Here is a 16,856-nt window from a genome sequence, read left to right as displayed (position 1 = left end):
CATTTAGCTCCTCTGGAGCTTTCATTTAGTCAGAATTTAAATAGAGTAATATGTGAAGTTAAACTGCCATTTTTCTAAAAATATTAGCAATAAAAAATCACTTAAAAACGTCTTCTAGCTCCTGAGTACTCCATGGCTTCTCCTTTTCCGAAACCGTAACTAAAGCCTAAGGCTATGAAACGACCTCGCTGCCTGCTGCTGTAAACGTAAAATTCAGGCTGTACCGTTTCTGATTTTCCTATCCTAGAAGCTAAAACATCTCTCACGCTCAAGTTAACTACGCCTCTGCCTTTAAGAATCTTCTTTCTAATACCAAAGTCGGCATAAACTTGGTGAGATTGCTCTCCTTGAAGTGTTCTTACTTTTGAGCGGTAATTACCGCTAACTTCCATGTCTATATCTTTTGGCAAGCCGATTTTAGCATTCAACCTTGTACTCCATTGGTCTGCACTAAAATCAAACAATACCGCTTCTAAAGAACCTTCTCTTTTAAACATGCTATAGTTAAAGTCACCATTAAAAGTCAACCATTTCGCAGCGGTTAACTTTCCATTTATTTCTAGACCAGTAGACTTGTTAGTACCAATGTTAGTAGGCTTGGTGTATGTAACGCCATCTTCAAAAGTAGAAATACGCTCTACCACATCATCTGTTAGTCTGTAATAAATGGCTCCGTTAAGCGAGAGCTTGTCTAATAAGTAAATGGCCGTAAGTTCATAGGAATCTGTATATTCCGGTAATAAATCTGGATTACCTGTACGTACATTAAAATTGTTTCTAATGTTAAAGAATGGGTTCAAATCCCATAGTCTAGGTCTGAAAATTCTGCTAGAGTATCCCGCCTGAACAGAAAATTCTTTTGACACTTTAAGGGTAGTATGTAAACTAGGAAAAAGGTTATTATACTTCTGTGTATTTGAAACATCGGTAGTGGCTAAATAAGTATTTAAGTCTGTGCTTTCCATTCTCAAACCTAGCTTTACCCCCCATTTTTCTCCTTCGTAAGCACCAGTAGAGTAAACTGCAAATACCTTTTGATTATATTCAAAAAGATTAGTCAAAGCAGCGTTTTCTACGTAAACACCATCTATCTGGTCGCTTACGGAGTAGTCGTTACTGACATCATTAATAACATACTGCGAACCCAGTTCCCAAGTAAAGGCTTCAGAGAACGGATGCGTATAATCAACTTTGAAAAGGTTTTCAGCTTCTTTGAAATTTGTTCTGGTTTGTTGGTCGTTCAAATTACCGGTGCCAAACGTGTAAGTATTTCCAAACTGAGACGATTGGTCTTTTCCAAAAAAACTACCTACTGCAGATGCTAGTAGCGTGTGGTCTTTATGGTCTTTAAAATCTCTTTTATACTGAAAGTCGTATTGATATTTTGGGTTATTGGCTTCTGTGGCTTCTTCTCTATACCATTCTGAAACCACTTGATTTTGGGCGTCTAGCAGACTGAAATCTGTTCTAGAAGGGCCATCTTCTATTTCATAAGCAAAGTTTCCTGAAAGTGTGAAAACGTTGTACTCATTTAGGTGATAGTCGGTTCCTAAAATGAAGTTATAAAAGGTCTCATTTCTGTACTCCGTACCTTTACTGTTAATAATCTCATTGTTTATTAGGTCTTGATTGATGTTTTCCATTTTGTTTGGTAATGACCTATACCCCGCTCCAAGCTGAGAAAACAAGTTAAATTTCTCTGTTCTCCTGTTTAAACTAATACCTATACTATGGCTATCTGGAATACCTGTATTTAAGGAAACAGAACCGTTAAACCCTTTTCTTTCATCTTTTTTGATAATGATGTTGATAATTCCGCTCGTACCTTCGGCATCGTATTTGGCTGAAGGGTTGGTAATAACCTCAATTTTCTCAATCATGTCTGCCGTGATAGTACCTAAAGCATTTCCTTCTCCAGAAGCCATTACCGATGGCTTACCATTGATAAGAATTTGAACACCTCCACTACCTCTTAGGCTAATTTCACCTTCTATACTAACATTGACCGAAGGCACATTATTTAATATTTCCAGTGCACTGGCTCCTGTGGTAGACAAGTCTTTACCAACATTAAAAACTCGCTTATCAAGCTCGAATTCTGTTTGAGATTTCTCGGCTCTAATTACCACCTCTTCCAGAAGCATGTTATTTTCAGTCAGCTTTATCTCCCCCAAGTCTATTACACCATCTTTAATGCTGTAGTCTTTGATTAATTTATTATCAAAACCAATAGAACTAACCTCCACCACAAAGGTTTTAGCAGCCGTTTGAATTTCAAAGGCTCCTTCTAAATCGGCGGTGGTACCTGTGATAGGTTTCTTGGTAGCTTTTTCAAGAAGAGCTACAGAGGCAAATTCAATGGCAAGGCCAGACTTACTATCTAAGACCTTTCCTTTAACGGTAGTTCCGCTCTCTTGCCCTTTTAGGCTAACAAGAGAAAGAAAGAAAACAGAAAAACTTAGGACTATTTTATACAAAAATTTCATAGGGGAATAAATTACTCTATTAAGAGCAATAGCTTTTGGTTGTAATACAATTACAAAGAAAAGGCTTATTTAGATCCCATGTAGACCGAATCGGCAAATGCTTGTATATAAACGACAAATGGGCTCGATTATCTAACCGGTCGGAATATAGGATAGAAAAATGTAGATAAAAGTAGGACTAAAGGGAAAAACTAAGCCCATCATAAGCAAGAGCCATACCTTCTGGCAGCTCTTTATTTACTTCATCATGCAGGCCCATTTTATGGGAAATGTGGGTAAAATAGGTTTGCTCGGCTCCTACTTCTTTTGCTACTTCAATGGCCTTCTCTAAAGTGAAATGAGAAATATGAGGCGTTTTTTGAAGTGCGTCTAGCACTAAAACTTTTGAGCCTTTGGCTTTTTCCAGTTCCTTTTTAGAAATATAATTGGCATCTGTGATGTAACTGAAGTCTTTAATACGAAAGCCAAAAACGGGGAGTTTATGGTGCATCACTTCAATAGGAATAATCTCTAAATCAGAGATGGAGAATGGCCTATTCTTAATTTCTATGGTTTTAATAAGTGGAACTCCGGGATAAGACTCTTCCAAAAAAGCATAATGAAACTCTCTTTTCAGCTGCTCTAAAACACTTTCTCTTCCGTAAATATTCAGGTATTTTTTACCGTTTAGGTAATTAAAAGGCCTTACATCATCTAAGCCTGCCGTGTGGTCTTTGTGCTCATGTGTAAAAAGAAGGGCATCTAGTTTAGCGATACCTGAAGGCAAAAGTTGCTGTCTAAAGTCAGGGCCTGAATCTATAACTATATCTAATTCAGCAGTTTGTACTAAAACTGAAACTCGGAGTCTTTTGTCTTTTGGATTAGTAGAGGTACAGACATCACAGCCACAAGTAAGTACTGGCACGCCAGATGAAGTACCAGTACCTAATATTGTGATGTTCATATTAACAAAAAACGCTTATTCTTCCGTAAGGTCTTTTACTACTTTCACTAGTTTGTCAAAGTTTAATGGCTTCATTAAGACTTCGTTAAAACCAGCTTCTTTATACTCTTCTTCGGTATAGTTTCTTGCATTACCAGTGATAGCTACTACGGGTAATTTAGCTGTTGCTTCGTTTCCTCTTATAGCTTGTACACACTCAATACCGTCCATTACTGGCATATTGATATCTAACAACACTATATCAAATGGCTCTTTTTCAAGCAATTGAATTACTTGTTCGCCATTTTTAACAACAGTGATTTTGAAATTTTGAAACTCAAGAATTTTTCTTGCTAAGTTTTGGATAACTGAAGAATCCTCAGCAATTAGAACGTTTTTCGGTGACGACATATTAATTTAAAAAGATTTCGCTTTAACTTGATTCGTAAATATAGAACAGAAGTGCTTTACTTCATTTGTAATACAAGGTTTTTTCTATAAAGTTCCCGAGAATTATTAAAAACTAAGATAGTTTCAGCCGAAAACAAAGTTAGAAGCACTTAGTTTAAGCCTGGTTTTAAATTTCTAAGCTAAAAAGAATTTCTTTAAAACAAGCGGTCAAACAACTTTAGAATACCCAAATGGGCATTCTGCCAAGAATTGAAATATTGTTCGGTATTCTTCCTAGCCTTTTCTATTTTTGCAGCTTCATTAAAAGTGAAAAATGATAGTTAAAACAAAGAAATTTGCCCTCGATAAGAAAAAGTACATCAATTTGGCCTTTACACGTCAAATAAAGAAAAGCTGGCAGTGGCTACTTATACCACTTGCTGTTATGATTCTTGGTGTAGGTTTACACTTCTCTGGTGTTTATAAAAACTGGTGGATTTTAATCACAGCATTTATTGGAGGATTGCTCTATATAGCGTTTTGGTACATCCAGTTTTATGCAGCTACCCAAATGGAGCAAAACGCTCAGATGTTTGACAAGTTTGCTTACGAAATAGATAGCAGACAAATCATGATTAAGGTGAACAAAAGAGAAGGTGGCGTAATAAAATGGGATACCATTCAGTCTGCCGAGAAACTTGAAGATTCGGGATTTCTACTAAATATAGCTCGTGGTCAATTCTTACATTTTCCTAAAAATGTATTTAACAGTGACCATGATTTAAAGCTAATGGATAATATCCTAAGACGTAAAGGACTTATTGATTAACAAAGGATGGTTAACAAACCATTCTTTTGTTAAGCTCAGCAACTTACATATCTACTAAATAATCTACCATTGACATTTCAATGGCTTGCTGTGCTGTTACACCCTCTTTCAGATAGAAAAGACAAGACTTCAAAAATTCCAACTCATCATCCTTGGTGAAAACGTCTTTACTCATTTCCATTACTTGCTCTATATATTCTGCAGGGACAAAAGTTTTAATTTTCATTCTTTTTTAAGTATTAAGTTCTAGTTTAAATGCAGCAAAAAAAGTGCCAAAATAGTACAATTTATTTATAGAATTAATTTATACCCAAACAACAGTAAAACGCCCTAAAAAGCCCAAAAGCACTACCTTAGGGCACTTTTGGCATGATTTTATTTTTAAAGCCTCCTCTACAATACAGCAGCTCACTTATTAGAATAGTACAATTAAAGTACAATCAATATAGTTTTCGAAAAACGTTGATAAAACATTCGTAAACAAGTTTATGCACTCTTTGTGATACCCTTCAATAACTTTCCACCCGAAAGGAAATCCTTCTAAAAATTAAATATATACCGAGCAAGGTACATTTGAGGTCTTCTGTATACTTCCTTGCTTACCAACACTGAAAATTCGAAAAAAGTCAGGGTATTTCAGTAATTCCCACTATTCTAAAGCCAATAGCAGGAGCTTCTGAAAAAATTATTCATGGCGGCCTGGCATTATTTAACGCGAACGTATTAGCTCATACGATCTAAATTGGCTATTTCTAAACTCCTTTAAATTCTATCTGATTGATGGCATTACTCTCTATTACTTAAACGTCCTTGGGCAAGAGGAAAAATTCAAGCATTTTGACATGAATTAAAAAAAAGCCGATTACAGCCAACATATTATTAACTATGCTAAGCAGTAAGTTTACTCATTGTAGATAGCTCTTTGTAAAGCTCGTTTCAAATCCTTTGGGTTAAAGGGTTTTGTTAGGTAATCGTTCATCCCACACTTCGTTACCTCTGTTTGTGAATCTACCGACACAGAAGCCGTCAAAGCTACTATAGAGGTTTCAACACCCATTTTTCTAATATTCTTAGTAGCTGTGAAACCATCCATTACAGGCATTTGTAAATCCATTAGAATGACGTCGTACGTATTTTCTGCAGCTTTATCTACCGCTATTTGTCCATTCTCTGCCAAGTCCACCGTCATGCCCCAGGCCTGAATCATTCGCTGGGCCACTAAAACATTAAATTTGACATCTTCTACCAACAATACGCTTTTACCATCTAAGGGATATTCTATATCAGAATTTCCACTTATAATTTTGGTTTCATCTTCCTTTTTAAGGTTTGAGAAAGCCAGTGTAAAGTAAAATCTCGCACCTTTACCAAATTCACTTTCTACATAAATTTCGCTGTCTTGAAGATTTAATAGCTTCTTAATTATAGTTAAACCTAAACCTGAACCTCCAAATTCTCTTGTGGTGTTGGAGTCGGCTTGGGTAAATCTTTCAAATATTTTCTCGATAGATTCTTCTTTTATTCCTATACCTGAGTCTTTGACAGAAAAATTTACAAAAACTTTCGTTTGTTCTATGCGATCTAAAGAAACGTCCAAATATACATTCCCATTATGCGTAAACTTTAAAGCGTTAGACATCAAATTATTAAGCACCTGGTTTAACCTTACATCGTCTCCTAAAAGTACGGCTGGAATATCTTCTGATACATTAACTATAATTTCATTTTCATGCTCAGAAGCCTTAAACTTATTAGTTGCCTTAACTGTTTCTGCAATGTTTTTAAGGGAAATAGGTTTTTTGACAAAATTAACTTTCCCTTCTTCTATCTTACTAAAATCTAAAACATCATTCACAAGACTTAAAAGGTTAAAAGCTGAGACCTGCAAAATGTCAATAAAGTCTTCTTGAGAAGGTAAATGAGGCTCTTGCTTCAGAATATGAATATTCCCAATAATAGCATTCAGAGGGGTTCTAATTTCATGACTCATAACCGATAAGAAATTAGACTTAGCTAAGGCTGCTTTCTCGGCGTTATCTTTAGCAGCAATGAGCGTAGTTTCTAATTCATTCTTAATATGAACCTGCTCTTGCAAGAAGTCAATAATCTCGATAAGGTCTTCACTTTCACGTAAAAAAGGGGCATTTCTACTATCTAGCTCTATCAAAGTCTGCTTGACTTTCTCAATAGAGGCTATCTTTAACTCGTTCTCTTTTTTGAGATTATCCATCACCTCTTGGTACTCCCTTTCGCTTACTTCAAAGGCATGTTCAGTGATTTTTTTATCTCTATCAAAAGAAGCATAGCTGTTATTAATAGCAGTCAGGAAGTCTTCTAAACCATCTAGGTTTACCTCATCTAAATCTACATATTTCCTAATTTGCTTCTGCAGTAATTTATGCCTTTCCATTTTAAATTTCAGTTAATGTGGTAATTGTCATGGTTTGATTCATTAGCTCACATTTGGCCCTTTCTATCATTGGAGAAATTTCGCCATAAGAATAAAACCCCGTCAAAAATGCATCATCGCCAAAGATGCTTTTAGTTTTTTCCAATTCTTCTTCTACTCTTTCATTTAAGACTAATTTTCTTCCCACACAGCTAATCAAAATGGCTAACTCGGGTTTAGTTTTTGAAATATCAAGAGCACTTTCTGCCGCTCCTGAAGCCGCATCAATAAGCTTATCAAAATTGGCTTTCATAAGCCTTACTTTACTGCCCACTGGCATATTTCCTGCAAAAGTCATGGATTGATTTTCTTCATCAATCGACAGAATAGTTCTTACATTCTTAACGGCATCTCCCTCCGCTCCTATTGAAAGTGGAAATAAAAGTGCAGAAGAAGGCAATTCTGCGGCATAATCTCCAAGGTATTCCTTGTATAGTTTCAGAGCACTTTTACCATCTAATTCAAATAAAACGTTTTTCTCTGCTTTGGTAATGGTTCTTTCATGCCCAAAAGCGTCCCAACCACCTAGAGACCCATGCCCCACTTTTATATTATTACCATAAAAGCCAATAAGTACTACATTGCCTTCTTTTATATCTTCATTCAGACCTACTAAAGTGGACTCAAAACGTGCACCATCCCCGGCCAAGCCTCCCGTAATTAAGACTCCTGTACTATTTTCACTCCTTATTCCTTCTACTAGTTCAGAACCATTAATAAGGTTTCCATCAGAAATAACCATGACATACTGAAGACCTTCTTTCTCCACGTCTGCCATTAAGTTTGAGCCAAGTTCATTACTGTTTTTGTAAGAATTTATATTACCTAGCTTAATCTTAATTTCCGTTTTTTCAAGTTCAATTGCGGTAAGGGAAATACTACCATCATACATGCAATCATCAAAAACTTCCCCAGATGTGGTCGCGGATATTACAGCGGCATTTGGATACTCTTTTGTAAGAGACTCAATGTTTTCAGGATTTAGTAACTCTTTACCACAAAAAGCCAGTACTAACTGTGCATTTTCACTAATAAAGCCATCCTCTTTCCTTTCCTCTTTCCACTTATTTCCCCTAAATAACTTTTGAAGAATTTTCATAATCTTACATTTGTGTTAGTTCCTTTTGAACAAGGTTTTGATACATTGGAAGCTTAGCCAAAACCTCGTTTATTAAAGTTTCTAAACTTTCGTTTATGCCTTCCGTTTTTATTTCGGATTCTATTTTTCTTAACTCTTCTTCACCTTCAGACAAACCTACCATACCAAATGCAGGTTTCATTTTATGAGCTAATTGACCAAAATCAGCCCACCTCTTTGATTCATTCAGGTCGACTAATTCTTCAATTTGTGAGGGCAGTTCTTCTACAAACATTTCGAAAACCATTTTCTTAAAATCCATATCATCGCCATAAATCTCTACCAGACGAGCATTATCTAATTCGGTCATATCTATTTCTTTTTCTTTCGGTATTACTGCCTCACTACGCTGAGCAATATTCAAGTATTTATTTAAAACCGCTTCTAGCTCTGGCGGTGTAAAAGGTTTGGTCAAAATATCATTCATACCTGCATCTAAAGCCTTATTCTTTTCAAAAGACATGGCAGAAGCTGTAATAGCTACAATAGGGGTATCTTGATTAGGGTTTGAAACATTTCTAATTCCTATAGAGGCTTCATAGCCGTTTAAATTAGGCATTTGAATATCCATCAAAATGAGGTCATACTTTTCTTTATTTGACATACTAATGGCCTCTAAGCCATCATTGGCATCAAAGATTGTCAATTCCCATTTTTTCAGTAAAGTGCTAGCATATCGCCTGTTTAAAATATTATCTTCTACCAAAAGAACCTTTAGGCCGCCGTAGGAGGCATTTTCTTTTTCTTTTCTCTCCAAAGGCTTTGACCTTTTTATACTTGTATGCCCAAAAGGAAGTTCAAAAGAGAAAATAGTACCTCCTTCAGGATTTCCGGCTACTTCAATAGATCCTCCTAGAATATGAACAAGCTCTTTGACAATGGCCAACCCTAATCCAGTTCCTTTTGTTTTTGAGTTTTCTTTCGTTTTTACCTGCTTAAATTTTTCAAAAACAAGTTTTTGTTTCTCTTCATCAATTCCTATTCCTGTATCAGAAACAGTAAATTTAAACCAGCTTTTGTTGCCTTTTTTCTTTACTACTTGGGTTTCTATTTTAATGTATCCCTTTTCTGTAAACTTCTCAGAATTGCCTACTAGATTTAATAAAATTTGATTTAAAAGCGTTTCATCTCCATTAACCAAGTAATCTAGGTCAGCGTCATAAATGTTAATAAACTCAATGGGCCTATTACCTAGTTTTAACTCGAAAGTTTTCTCAACCGTTTTTAAAAGCCCAAGTAAATCAAATGGCTCATTTTTAGATTCCATTTTACCTGCACCTATCTTAGCCATGTCTAATACATCAGAGATAAGATGGTGAAGGAAGTTTGCCGAATTATTTATAACTTCAAAATACTCAACTTGCTCAGGGGTAGGTCTGGTGTCATAAAGTAAATGAGACATACCAATAATGGCATTCAGTGGGGTTCTAATTTCATGGCTCATATTGGCCAAAAATTCTTTTTCTACTCGTTCTGCTTCCTCCGCTTTTTGCTTAGCTTCAGATAGTTCCTGCTGTACTTTCTTTTGTTCAGTAAGGTCAAAATGAATTCCAACAGAGCCTATCATTTTTCCTCTAGTATTATAAACAGGCCCACCACTTATTAATACCCAAAGTAATTCTCCGCTTTTCTTTCGAATTTGAACCTCAAAGGAGTTAGCAACTCCTTCGGCACGTAGAATCTCATTATCACTAAAGACTTTTTGAAACTTATCTACTCCTAAAACAGCCAAGGCACTTTTGCCTAGGAGCTCACTTTCTTTATAACCGGTCATAACGCAGAACCTATCAAAGGCTCTTACAATATTTCCATTTAGGTCAACTTCCAGAAAACCCAAATCCATATTTTCCATGATTCGGCGGTATTTCTCTTCACTTAACTTTAATTGCTCTTGAGCTACATGTTTTTCTGTTATGTCTCTAGCTATGGCTCTAGCACCTACAAATGAATTTTCCCCATTTAAATTAACAAAATCATACTGGGTGCTTTGACCAAGCCATATTTTTTCGCCACTTTTTTTAACTACTTGATACTCTATATAAGCTTGCTTAATACCATTTTTAACGCAGTGAACGAAGGAATCTATTATGGGCTGTATGTGGCTTTCCTCCAGCAGGGAAATAACAGATTTACCTATCAGTTCCTCTTTAGAAAGCTCTAATGCTTTATAAGCTATAGGATTGGCATAAAGTATTTTACCTTCAGCATCTAGTTCATAAATTATTTCATCTGCCGACTCTACAAACTGTTGATACCTCTTTTTACTTAACTTAAGGTCTTTGGTTCTTTTGTCAACCTCTTTTTCTAAGGCTTCATTTAATCCTTGAAGTTCGGCATTGGCATTGTAAAGTTCCAGAGCTTTTTCTTCTAGAATAAGCTCAGCAGCCTTTCTAGCATCCTTTTCTCTCTGAATCCTTCTTTTTAAAAGCTCTATTTCTTTATGGCTTTCCATACCCTACTCACTTAGAAACTATAAATCGAACTTTAGAACCATCTTCCAGTAAATTTTCCATCTCCACTTCAGCCTCTTCTTTAAAATGATTTAGGCAACCTTTTATAAGGCCCAAGGCCAAATCACCCATTCTTCTATCTGAGGAATAGTCTAATACCAATTTATTTTCTCCCTGTCTTTCAATCTTAAAATGAGGTAATTCTGCATCAGGATAAAGTTTTCTAACCTGCACATGTATATAACCTTCTATAGATTCTAACATATCAAAGGCGTTACTAATCTTAGAAAACATGCTACCATAAGCCTTGAAAAGCCCATGGAATAAATATTCTCCGAAGGTTTCTAAAAGGATGGGTAAGGGTATTTCTGTTTTTTCGTGAAGATTGACTACTAATGTCACCATCTCCGTGTGTGAATATGTTCCTACACCGGAATAAACACCTTTTGAAGGAAGCTCTTTCATGGTAAGAATGTCGTCCACCATTTCATAACTAAACTTCTCCTCTACCATCTCCAAAAACTCTGTAAACACAATTCCCTTCATTTTTTCTTTAAGTTTATTGATTTGAAAGTATTAATTTTTTCCTTGTTCAGAAAATTACGGAACTATAGCTTTCTAAACGGTATCACCCATTTAGTTTTCACACCCCACTCATTATACGTAAAACCTTGAACACTGGAAGCGGCCGAGTTAGATTTCATATAATACCCCATAAGCATAAACCTAGGTGAAAACTTCCATCCTGTTTTAATATCGAACCGATAAATACCTTGCGACTTTTCAGTGCTAATTTGCTGCAATCCTCCCGCAAAAATTGCCTGATAAATCCACTTAGCGTTTTCCTCATTTACATTTTCCGCAGCAACAAAAAGCTCATACCCTCTAAACACGTCAGGGCTAAAATAAACAGCAGGAAGCTGCTTCTTAAAAGAAAAATAACTGTAATTAAAACCAGCTTTTACCACAGGAGACTGCTTAATATCATAGTATAATGACGCAAACCATAGATTACGCACATTACCATCTGAAACTTGGGTATGAATCATTTGAGAATAGGCACCAATTTTAGATGGTAAACTCAAATTATAATTAAGTGTAATATTATCTAACTTAAGATTGCGGTCAATCAGTTCTGAAGTAAACGTCTGCATTTCCTGATTATACTTCAACTGAAACTGCTGAAACTTGCCCACATTTAGGTCGGCCTGTAACATACCTAATACTCTTTCGTATTGTGAAGTATTAAGAAATCCTATTTCTCCACTTACCTTCAGTTTACCATTCACTTTGTAAGAAAGCCCTGGGCTAATAGTTGAAACTGCTATTTTCTGATTAGCTATTTCTCCAACCGAACTTTTTGCAGAACGTTGGTAATAAGTAAGCGATGTTCTGAATCTAGGTGAAGGGTCATAGGTAGCAGATACTTGATAATTCTCTGAAGTATTGCCTCCATTATCCTTACTGAAATAAATATGAGAGCTTATAGAAGGGTCATGTGCTACATGTAGCTTTTCTAAAAACTTTAGAGCGTCACGCTGCTCATCATAATATTCTAAGGTTTTTCTTACGTATTTAAAAGCTACATCATCAAGGCCCTGAGCATGATGAGCATCTGCGTAACCTAGATTGCCATCAAATGAGCCTGGCTTGTCTTTCAGTAAATCTTTAAAATAACCTGCTCCTTTTGCGAAACCTTTACTCCAAATATTTATTCTCCCAAAACCAGCCAATACATCTAGGTTATTAGGATATGCTGTTTTCAAATCATTCAGAAGTGAAAAGGACTCATCAAATTTCTTATTCCAAGCCAGTGCGTTTACTTTACCTAAACTTGCTTTTAAAACTGTGCTACTATCTGTAAAAGTCATGCCTTCTTCTATCAGCTTAAGGGCCTCTTTGGGCTCTTTTTGAAGATTGGCTATTCTTGACATTCCTAAATAAGCATCTACTTCTTTTCCCGAAACCGTTTTCAAAGTTTCAAAAACTTCGTTTGCCTCTTCATACTTCTTTATTGAGATTAAAGCCTGAGCCTTATTAATAAGGGCATCGGGGTCTTTAGGGTTTTCATCCAAAATTAAATCGAAATAACTAATTGCTTCTTCAAATTGACCCACATAGGAAAATTTAGACGCTTTACCCAAACGCATATACTTTCTACTTACCATGGCATTGGCATTGCCTGGCATTATTTCTAAAGCCTTCTCTATATATTTAAGAGCATTATCATATTCTTTATTTTCAGAATAAGCATTTGCAAAACCCAAAACGGCTGCAAAACTTGTACTATCTCGTTTTACCAAATCTGAATATAACTCTAATGCAGTTTTAAAATCTTTACTCCACATATGAGCTTCTGCCATATTTAGATCAACTTCATAATTCCCTGGAAATCTCTTTTGAAGCTTCCCAAAAACCTCCTTAGCCTCCTTCGTATTACCAGCCAAGCCAGTTCCTCTACCAAAACACAAAAGTGCCGTTTGGTTTAATGAATCTGTTTTAAGATAATCTGCGAAAAAGTCCCGAGCCTTTTCAAATTGCCCACCCTCTAGCATTTTAAAACCAGGGTCCATAGGAGATTGGGCATAAGTTATAGCGTAACCTATGACCAATAAAAACGTAAAAACAACTTTAAGTTTGTTCATTTTTTAATAGTTGTGATATCAAGCTAATACTAATTAGCAAAGCACTTATTGAAACTACAATAATCTGTCCAATTGGTTTTTCATCAGGCACTCCGATAAGATATCTAATTATTATTACAAGACAAAAAACTATAGCTACCCAAACCCAATATTTTAACCTCTTAGTATAGGATATACCGTTCAAACTCGTATCTCGTGGTATTTTTAACAAAAAATACACAAAATATAGCATCCCAAAAACTGAGCTTAAGACCTGCAAAATACTGTATAATGCTATAGGTTTTCCATTCAATAAAAAAACATGAGAAAGATCATCAAAATAAAACGGGAAGGTATAATTGGGCTCATGCGTAAAATTATCCCATAAAAAGTGTGTTAAAACCCCAATTAAAATTGAAAAAAAAACTTTTAACCAATTAGCCTTAAAATAAAAATACCAATCTAAGTTCTTATATTTAGCAAGACGTTGATGCAAAAAGGGCGGCAAATGGTCTATTAAGCTTCTTTTCACATAAATATGAAAGAAAAGACAAAGTAAAATAGAGACCGGTAAATTGAAAAACAATACACCCCACCAAGTATGCCCCCATATACCATAAAGCGTTACCCTTAAAAAAAATTCAAAATCTGGTGCCATGCTACCCATTAAAAGACCGGAAATGGAAAGGTATTTTGACAAAAAACGACGGAAAGGTAAAATAGCAGCAGTATGTGCAAGGGTAAAAGGCATTTACGGTATTCTTTTTGCTTACAAATTTATAACACTCAATCTATATAACATATATGAGAATTCTTACGGCTGATGATCAACCAATCATTTTAAAGTCTATCAAGTACAAACTGGAGCAAGTTGGCTTTGACGTAATAGCTACTTCAAATGGCCTAGACGCCATTGAAATGTTTGATATTAATAATCCGGACCTAGTCATCTTAGACTTAAATATGCCTCAAAAGTCAGGCTTTGAGGTCATGGAATATATTCGTGTTACTAAAAAGTCTAGAGTTCCAATTATAGTAATGTCTGGAAACGACGAGGAAACCGTCATTGTAGAAGCCTTTGAAGCGGGAGCAGATGATTATATAGAAAAGCCTGTAGGCTTAAACGAAGTAGTGGTCAGAGTTAAGAAATTATTAAAAATTTCGCTTAAAAACGAAGACTTTAAAAAAGGGAGCGAGAGCTCCTCCGGAATATTACAGAAAAATGGCGTGGGTGTGGTTATCCCTTGTTATAATGAAGAAGAAAGATTAAAAACTGGCGAATTTGCTAGTTTTTTAGAGAGTAATAAAGGTTACCTTTTATCTTTTGTTAATGATGGAAGTACAGATGGAACCTTAGACGTTTTGAACAAATTCCAAAAGCAATACCCCGACAGTATAAAGGTTTTCAATTGCCCGCAAAATGGCGGAAAAGCCGAAGCGGTAAGGTTAGGAATGATAGATTTGCTGCAAGACCGTTCTTTAGATTATCTTGGCTTTTTAGATGCCGACCTTTCTACCAACTTTGCAGATTTTGAAGATTTAGTAAAAACTCTTTCTGGCTCCGAATATAAATTGGTTGCTGGTTCAAGAATTCAACGAATAGGTGCTTCTATTTTCAGACAATCTTCAAGAGGTATTATTAGTAAAACGGTCAATTGGGTTATCAGAAAGATTCTTGGAATGGAATTTCAAGATACCCAATGTGGTGCCAAAGTAATGCGTAGGGAAGTGGTAGAAAACCTTTTCAATGAGAAATTTCTTACTCGTTGGATTTTTGACGTAGAAATATTTTTAAGAATGAAAAATTTCTATGGTGCAGATAAGGTTCAGACCATGATTTGTGAGCAGCCACTTAAAAGATGGGTGCATGAAGATGGTTCTAAATTATCTATGAAAGACTCTATCACAATTTTAGGACAGCTGCTTCAAATAGCTGTTAAATATTAAACGGTACAGAAATGGAAACAATGATAATAGAGGGCGATTTCACTACAGAAAAAGCCTTAGAATGGAAAAAACTGCTTAACAAAGCAGCTCAAAGATCATCTACACTTCATCTAGACCTAAGTGCTACTGAAGATGCAGATATAGTAGGAGTAAATGCCATTGCTACCACATTTAAAATGCTTCAGGATAAAGATGGAAGCATGAAACTAAAAATAAATGAGGATAGTACTATCTATAAACTATTGAGCCAAACCAAGTTTTTAGATATGATTAAGAAGTCATAAATCAAACGTTAAGCTCTAAACCACAAAAAAACTCAGGATGGCATCCACACAGAAAAAACTTGTTACTGATGGCAGTATACTTTTTGCGAGTACTTTACTGGTAAATGCAGGAAACTACGCTATTAATTTAGTTTTTGGAAGGTGGTTAGGTCCGTCAGACTTTTCTGAGGTTAGTCTTTTAGTAACCTTGATTCTTATGGTTTCCTTTTTTGCTTTAGCTTTCCAGCTCACAGCTGCTAAATATGTAGCCTCTTACGAGGCCGAAGGAAAACAAAGTTTAATTACAGGAATAAGTGCTTGGTTAAATAAGAGAGCCGTCATGGGCGGAATAGCCATGATGGTGATTGTGGTGTCAATGTCTGTTTTTTGGCAAGACTTTTTCCAAACTTCCTCTTACCTCCCTTTTGCCATTTTGGGAATAGGAATGCCTTTTTATATGCTCATGAGCGTAAATAGAGGTATACTTCAAGGAAAATTGAATTACAAAAAACTAGCACTTACTTATCAAAGCGAAATGTGGGTACGACTAATAGTCTCTATGGCTTTGGTCTATTTAGGTTACCGTGTAAATGGTGTGGCCTGGGGACTTACCCTTTCACTTATAGCTACCTGGTGGATTTCTAGAGTAAAAACAGATAGTTCTACTAGCGGAGATACCTCTTTTGATCAAAAAGATGTTCTAAAGTTTCTTTTGATGATTTTGCTTTATGAATGCAGTCAAATATTGATAAATAATAGTGACATCATTCTGGTTAAACATTTCTTTGAGCCAGAAGAAGCAGGCCTTTATGCTGCTATGGCTCTTATTGGTCGTATTGTTTATTTTGGTACTTGGACGGTGGTGACGCTTCTTTTTCCAATAGTAGTAAAACTAGAAAAAGAAGGGAAAGACCATACGCTTTATTTTGTAGGTGGTTTAGCCGTAGTAGGCATTATAGCAGCTGGTATAGTGTTATTCAGTTACCTATTTCCTGAAATGATGGTTAATATACTCTTTGGCGAAGCCTATATCTCCATAGCTCCTTTGCTTTGGAAATACGCATTGGCCACTGCACTATTTGCTCTGTCTAATGTCTTTGTTTATTACCATATTTCTCTCGACAGAGTTTTACCTGTTTGGATTAGCATTTTGGGCGGTATAGCCCAGATAGTTCTTATCTCACTGTTTCATGCTGATTTTGAACAAATCATTAACGTTCAAATCTACTTGATGATAGGCTTAATGGCTTCTATGATTCTCTTTCATTTTGGGCATACGTTTCTTAAAAGCAGTAAATCTTAAAACAAAAAAAATGCACACCTAAAGGCATGCATTTTAAAATCAATTAAAAAAAGTG

14 protein-coding genes are annotated in these 16,856 nt (G+C 35.7%); 4 read left to right on the top strand and 10 right to left on the bottom strand.

Going from position 1 to position 16,856, the window contains the following annotated elements; all coding sequences use genetic code 11:
* Nucleotides 1-101: 101 nt before the first annotated feature.
* The 3 genes from AADJ06_RS14100 to AADJ06_RS14090 all read right to left on the bottom strand — a co-directional run bounded on the left by AADJ06_RS14100 (nt 102) and on the right by AADJ06_RS14090 (nt 3,819).
* On the bottom strand, nt 102-2,486 hold the full coding sequence (locus AADJ06_RS14100; protein ID WP_341227115.1) for an outer membrane beta-barrel family protein: 2,385 nt from the start codon (nt 2,484-2,486) through the stop codon (nt 102-104).
* A gap of 178 nt (nt 2,487-2,664) precedes the next feature.
* Complete coding sequence (locus AADJ06_RS14095; protein ID WP_341227114.1) at nt 2,665-3,429, bottom strand: MBL fold metallo-hydrolase; 765 nt, start codon at nt 3,427-3,429, stop codon at nt 2,665-2,667.
* A gap of 15 nt (nt 3,430-3,444) precedes the next feature.
* Nucleotides 3,445-3,819 (bottom strand): response regulator, encoded by a 375-nt coding sequence (locus AADJ06_RS14090; RefSeq protein WP_341227113.1) that lies wholly within the window; start codon nt 3,817-3,819, stop codon nt 3,445-3,447.
* A 313-nt stretch (nt 3,820-4,132) separates the two neighbouring features.
* On the opposite strand from AADJ06_RS14090, the gene AADJ06_RS14085 reads away from it, so the two are divergent.
* The gene (locus tag AADJ06_RS14085) at nt 4,133-4,627 is read left to right on the top strand and encodes a YcxB family protein (RefSeq protein ID WP_341227112.1); all 495 of its coding nucleotides are present in this window, start codon (nt 4,133-4,135) and stop codon (nt 4,625-4,627) included.
* A 43-nt stretch (nt 4,628-4,670) separates the two neighbouring features.
* Here AADJ06_RS14085 and AADJ06_RS14080 read toward each other — a convergent pair whose 3' ends face one another.
* The 7 genes from AADJ06_RS14080 to AADJ06_RS14050 form a co-directional block, all read right to left on the bottom strand.
* On the bottom strand, nt 4,671-4,853 hold the full coding sequence (locus AADJ06_RS14080) for a hypothetical protein (protein ID WP_341227111.1): 183 nt from the start codon (nt 4,851-4,853) through the stop codon (nt 4,671-4,673).
* Between the two features lie 675 nt (nt 4,854-5,528).
* Nucleotides 5,529-7,037 carry a response regulator gene (locus AADJ06_RS14075; RefSeq protein WP_341227110.1) on the bottom strand — a complete coding sequence of 503 codons (1,509 nt, stop codon included), beginning with the start codon at nt 7,035-7,037 and terminating at the stop codon, nt 5,529-5,531.
* A gap of 1 nt (nt 7,038) precedes the next feature.
* On the bottom strand, nt 7,039-8,175 hold the full coding sequence (locus AADJ06_RS14070; protein ID WP_341227109.1) for an FIST N-terminal domain-containing protein: 1,137 nt from the start codon (nt 8,173-8,175) through the stop codon (nt 7,039-7,041).
* Nucleotides 8,176-8,179: 4 nt separating this feature from the next.
* Nucleotides 8,180-10,666 carry a PAS domain S-box protein gene (locus tag AADJ06_RS14065; RefSeq protein ID WP_341227108.1) on the bottom strand — a complete coding sequence of 829 codons (2,487 nt, stop codon included), beginning with the start codon at nt 10,664-10,666 and terminating at the stop codon, nt 8,180-8,182.
* A gap of 7 nt (nt 10,667-10,673) precedes the next feature.
* Nucleotides 10,674-11,210: a heme NO-binding domain-containing protein gene (locus tag AADJ06_RS14060; protein ID WP_341227107.1), complete on the bottom strand. Its 537-nt coding sequence runs from the start codon at nt 11,208-11,210 to the stop codon at nt 10,674-10,676.
* 62 nt (nt 11,211-11,272) lie between these two features.
* A complete protein-coding gene (locus tag AADJ06_RS14055) occupies nt 11,273-13,309 on the bottom strand; it encodes a tetratricopeptide repeat protein (RefSeq protein ID WP_341227106.1) in 2,037 nt (678 codons plus the stop codon).
* Nucleotides 13,296-14,039 carry a DUF4184 family protein gene (locus AADJ06_RS14050; RefSeq protein ID WP_341227105.1) on the bottom strand — a complete coding sequence of 248 codons (744 nt, stop codon included), beginning with the start codon at nt 14,037-14,039 and terminating at the stop codon, nt 13,296-13,298. Before AADJ06_RS14050 ends, AADJ06_RS14055 begins: the two co-directional genes overlap by 14 nt.
* A 53-nt stretch (nt 14,040-14,092) precedes the next feature.
* On the opposite strand from AADJ06_RS14050, the gene AADJ06_RS14045 reads away from it, so the two are divergent.
* Genes AADJ06_RS14045 through AADJ06_RS14035 form a run of 3 tightly spaced genes read left to right on the top strand, consistent with a single transcriptional unit; the run spans nt 14,093 to nt 16,801 of the window.
* The gene (locus AADJ06_RS14045; RefSeq protein WP_341227104.1) at nt 14,093-15,235 is read left to right on the top strand and encodes a response regulator; all 1,143 of its coding nucleotides are present in this window, start codon (nt 14,093-14,095) and stop codon (nt 15,233-15,235) included.
* Nucleotides 15,236-15,246: 11 nt separating this feature from the next.
* The gene (locus AADJ06_RS14040) at nt 15,247-15,519 is read left to right on the top strand and encodes an STAS domain-containing protein (RefSeq protein WP_341227103.1); all 273 of its coding nucleotides are present in this window, start codon (nt 15,247-15,249) and stop codon (nt 15,517-15,519) included.
* A gap of 37 nt (nt 15,520-15,556) precedes the next feature.
* Nucleotides 15,557-16,801, top strand: a complete 1,245-nt coding sequence (locus AADJ06_RS14035; RefSeq protein WP_341227102.1) for an oligosaccharide flippase family protein — start codon at nt 15,557-15,559, stop codon at nt 16,799-16,801.
* Nucleotides 16,802-16,856 lie beyond the last annotated feature (55 nt).

Origin of the sequence: uncultured Arcticibacterium sp., from assembly GCF_964021845.1 — a bacterium.
GTDB lineage: Bacteria > Bacteroidota > Bacteroidia > Cytophagales > Spirosomataceae > Arcticibacterium.
Note: the sequence above shows the minus strand (reverse complement) of the source record. Positions and strands in the feature narration are given on the sequence as shown.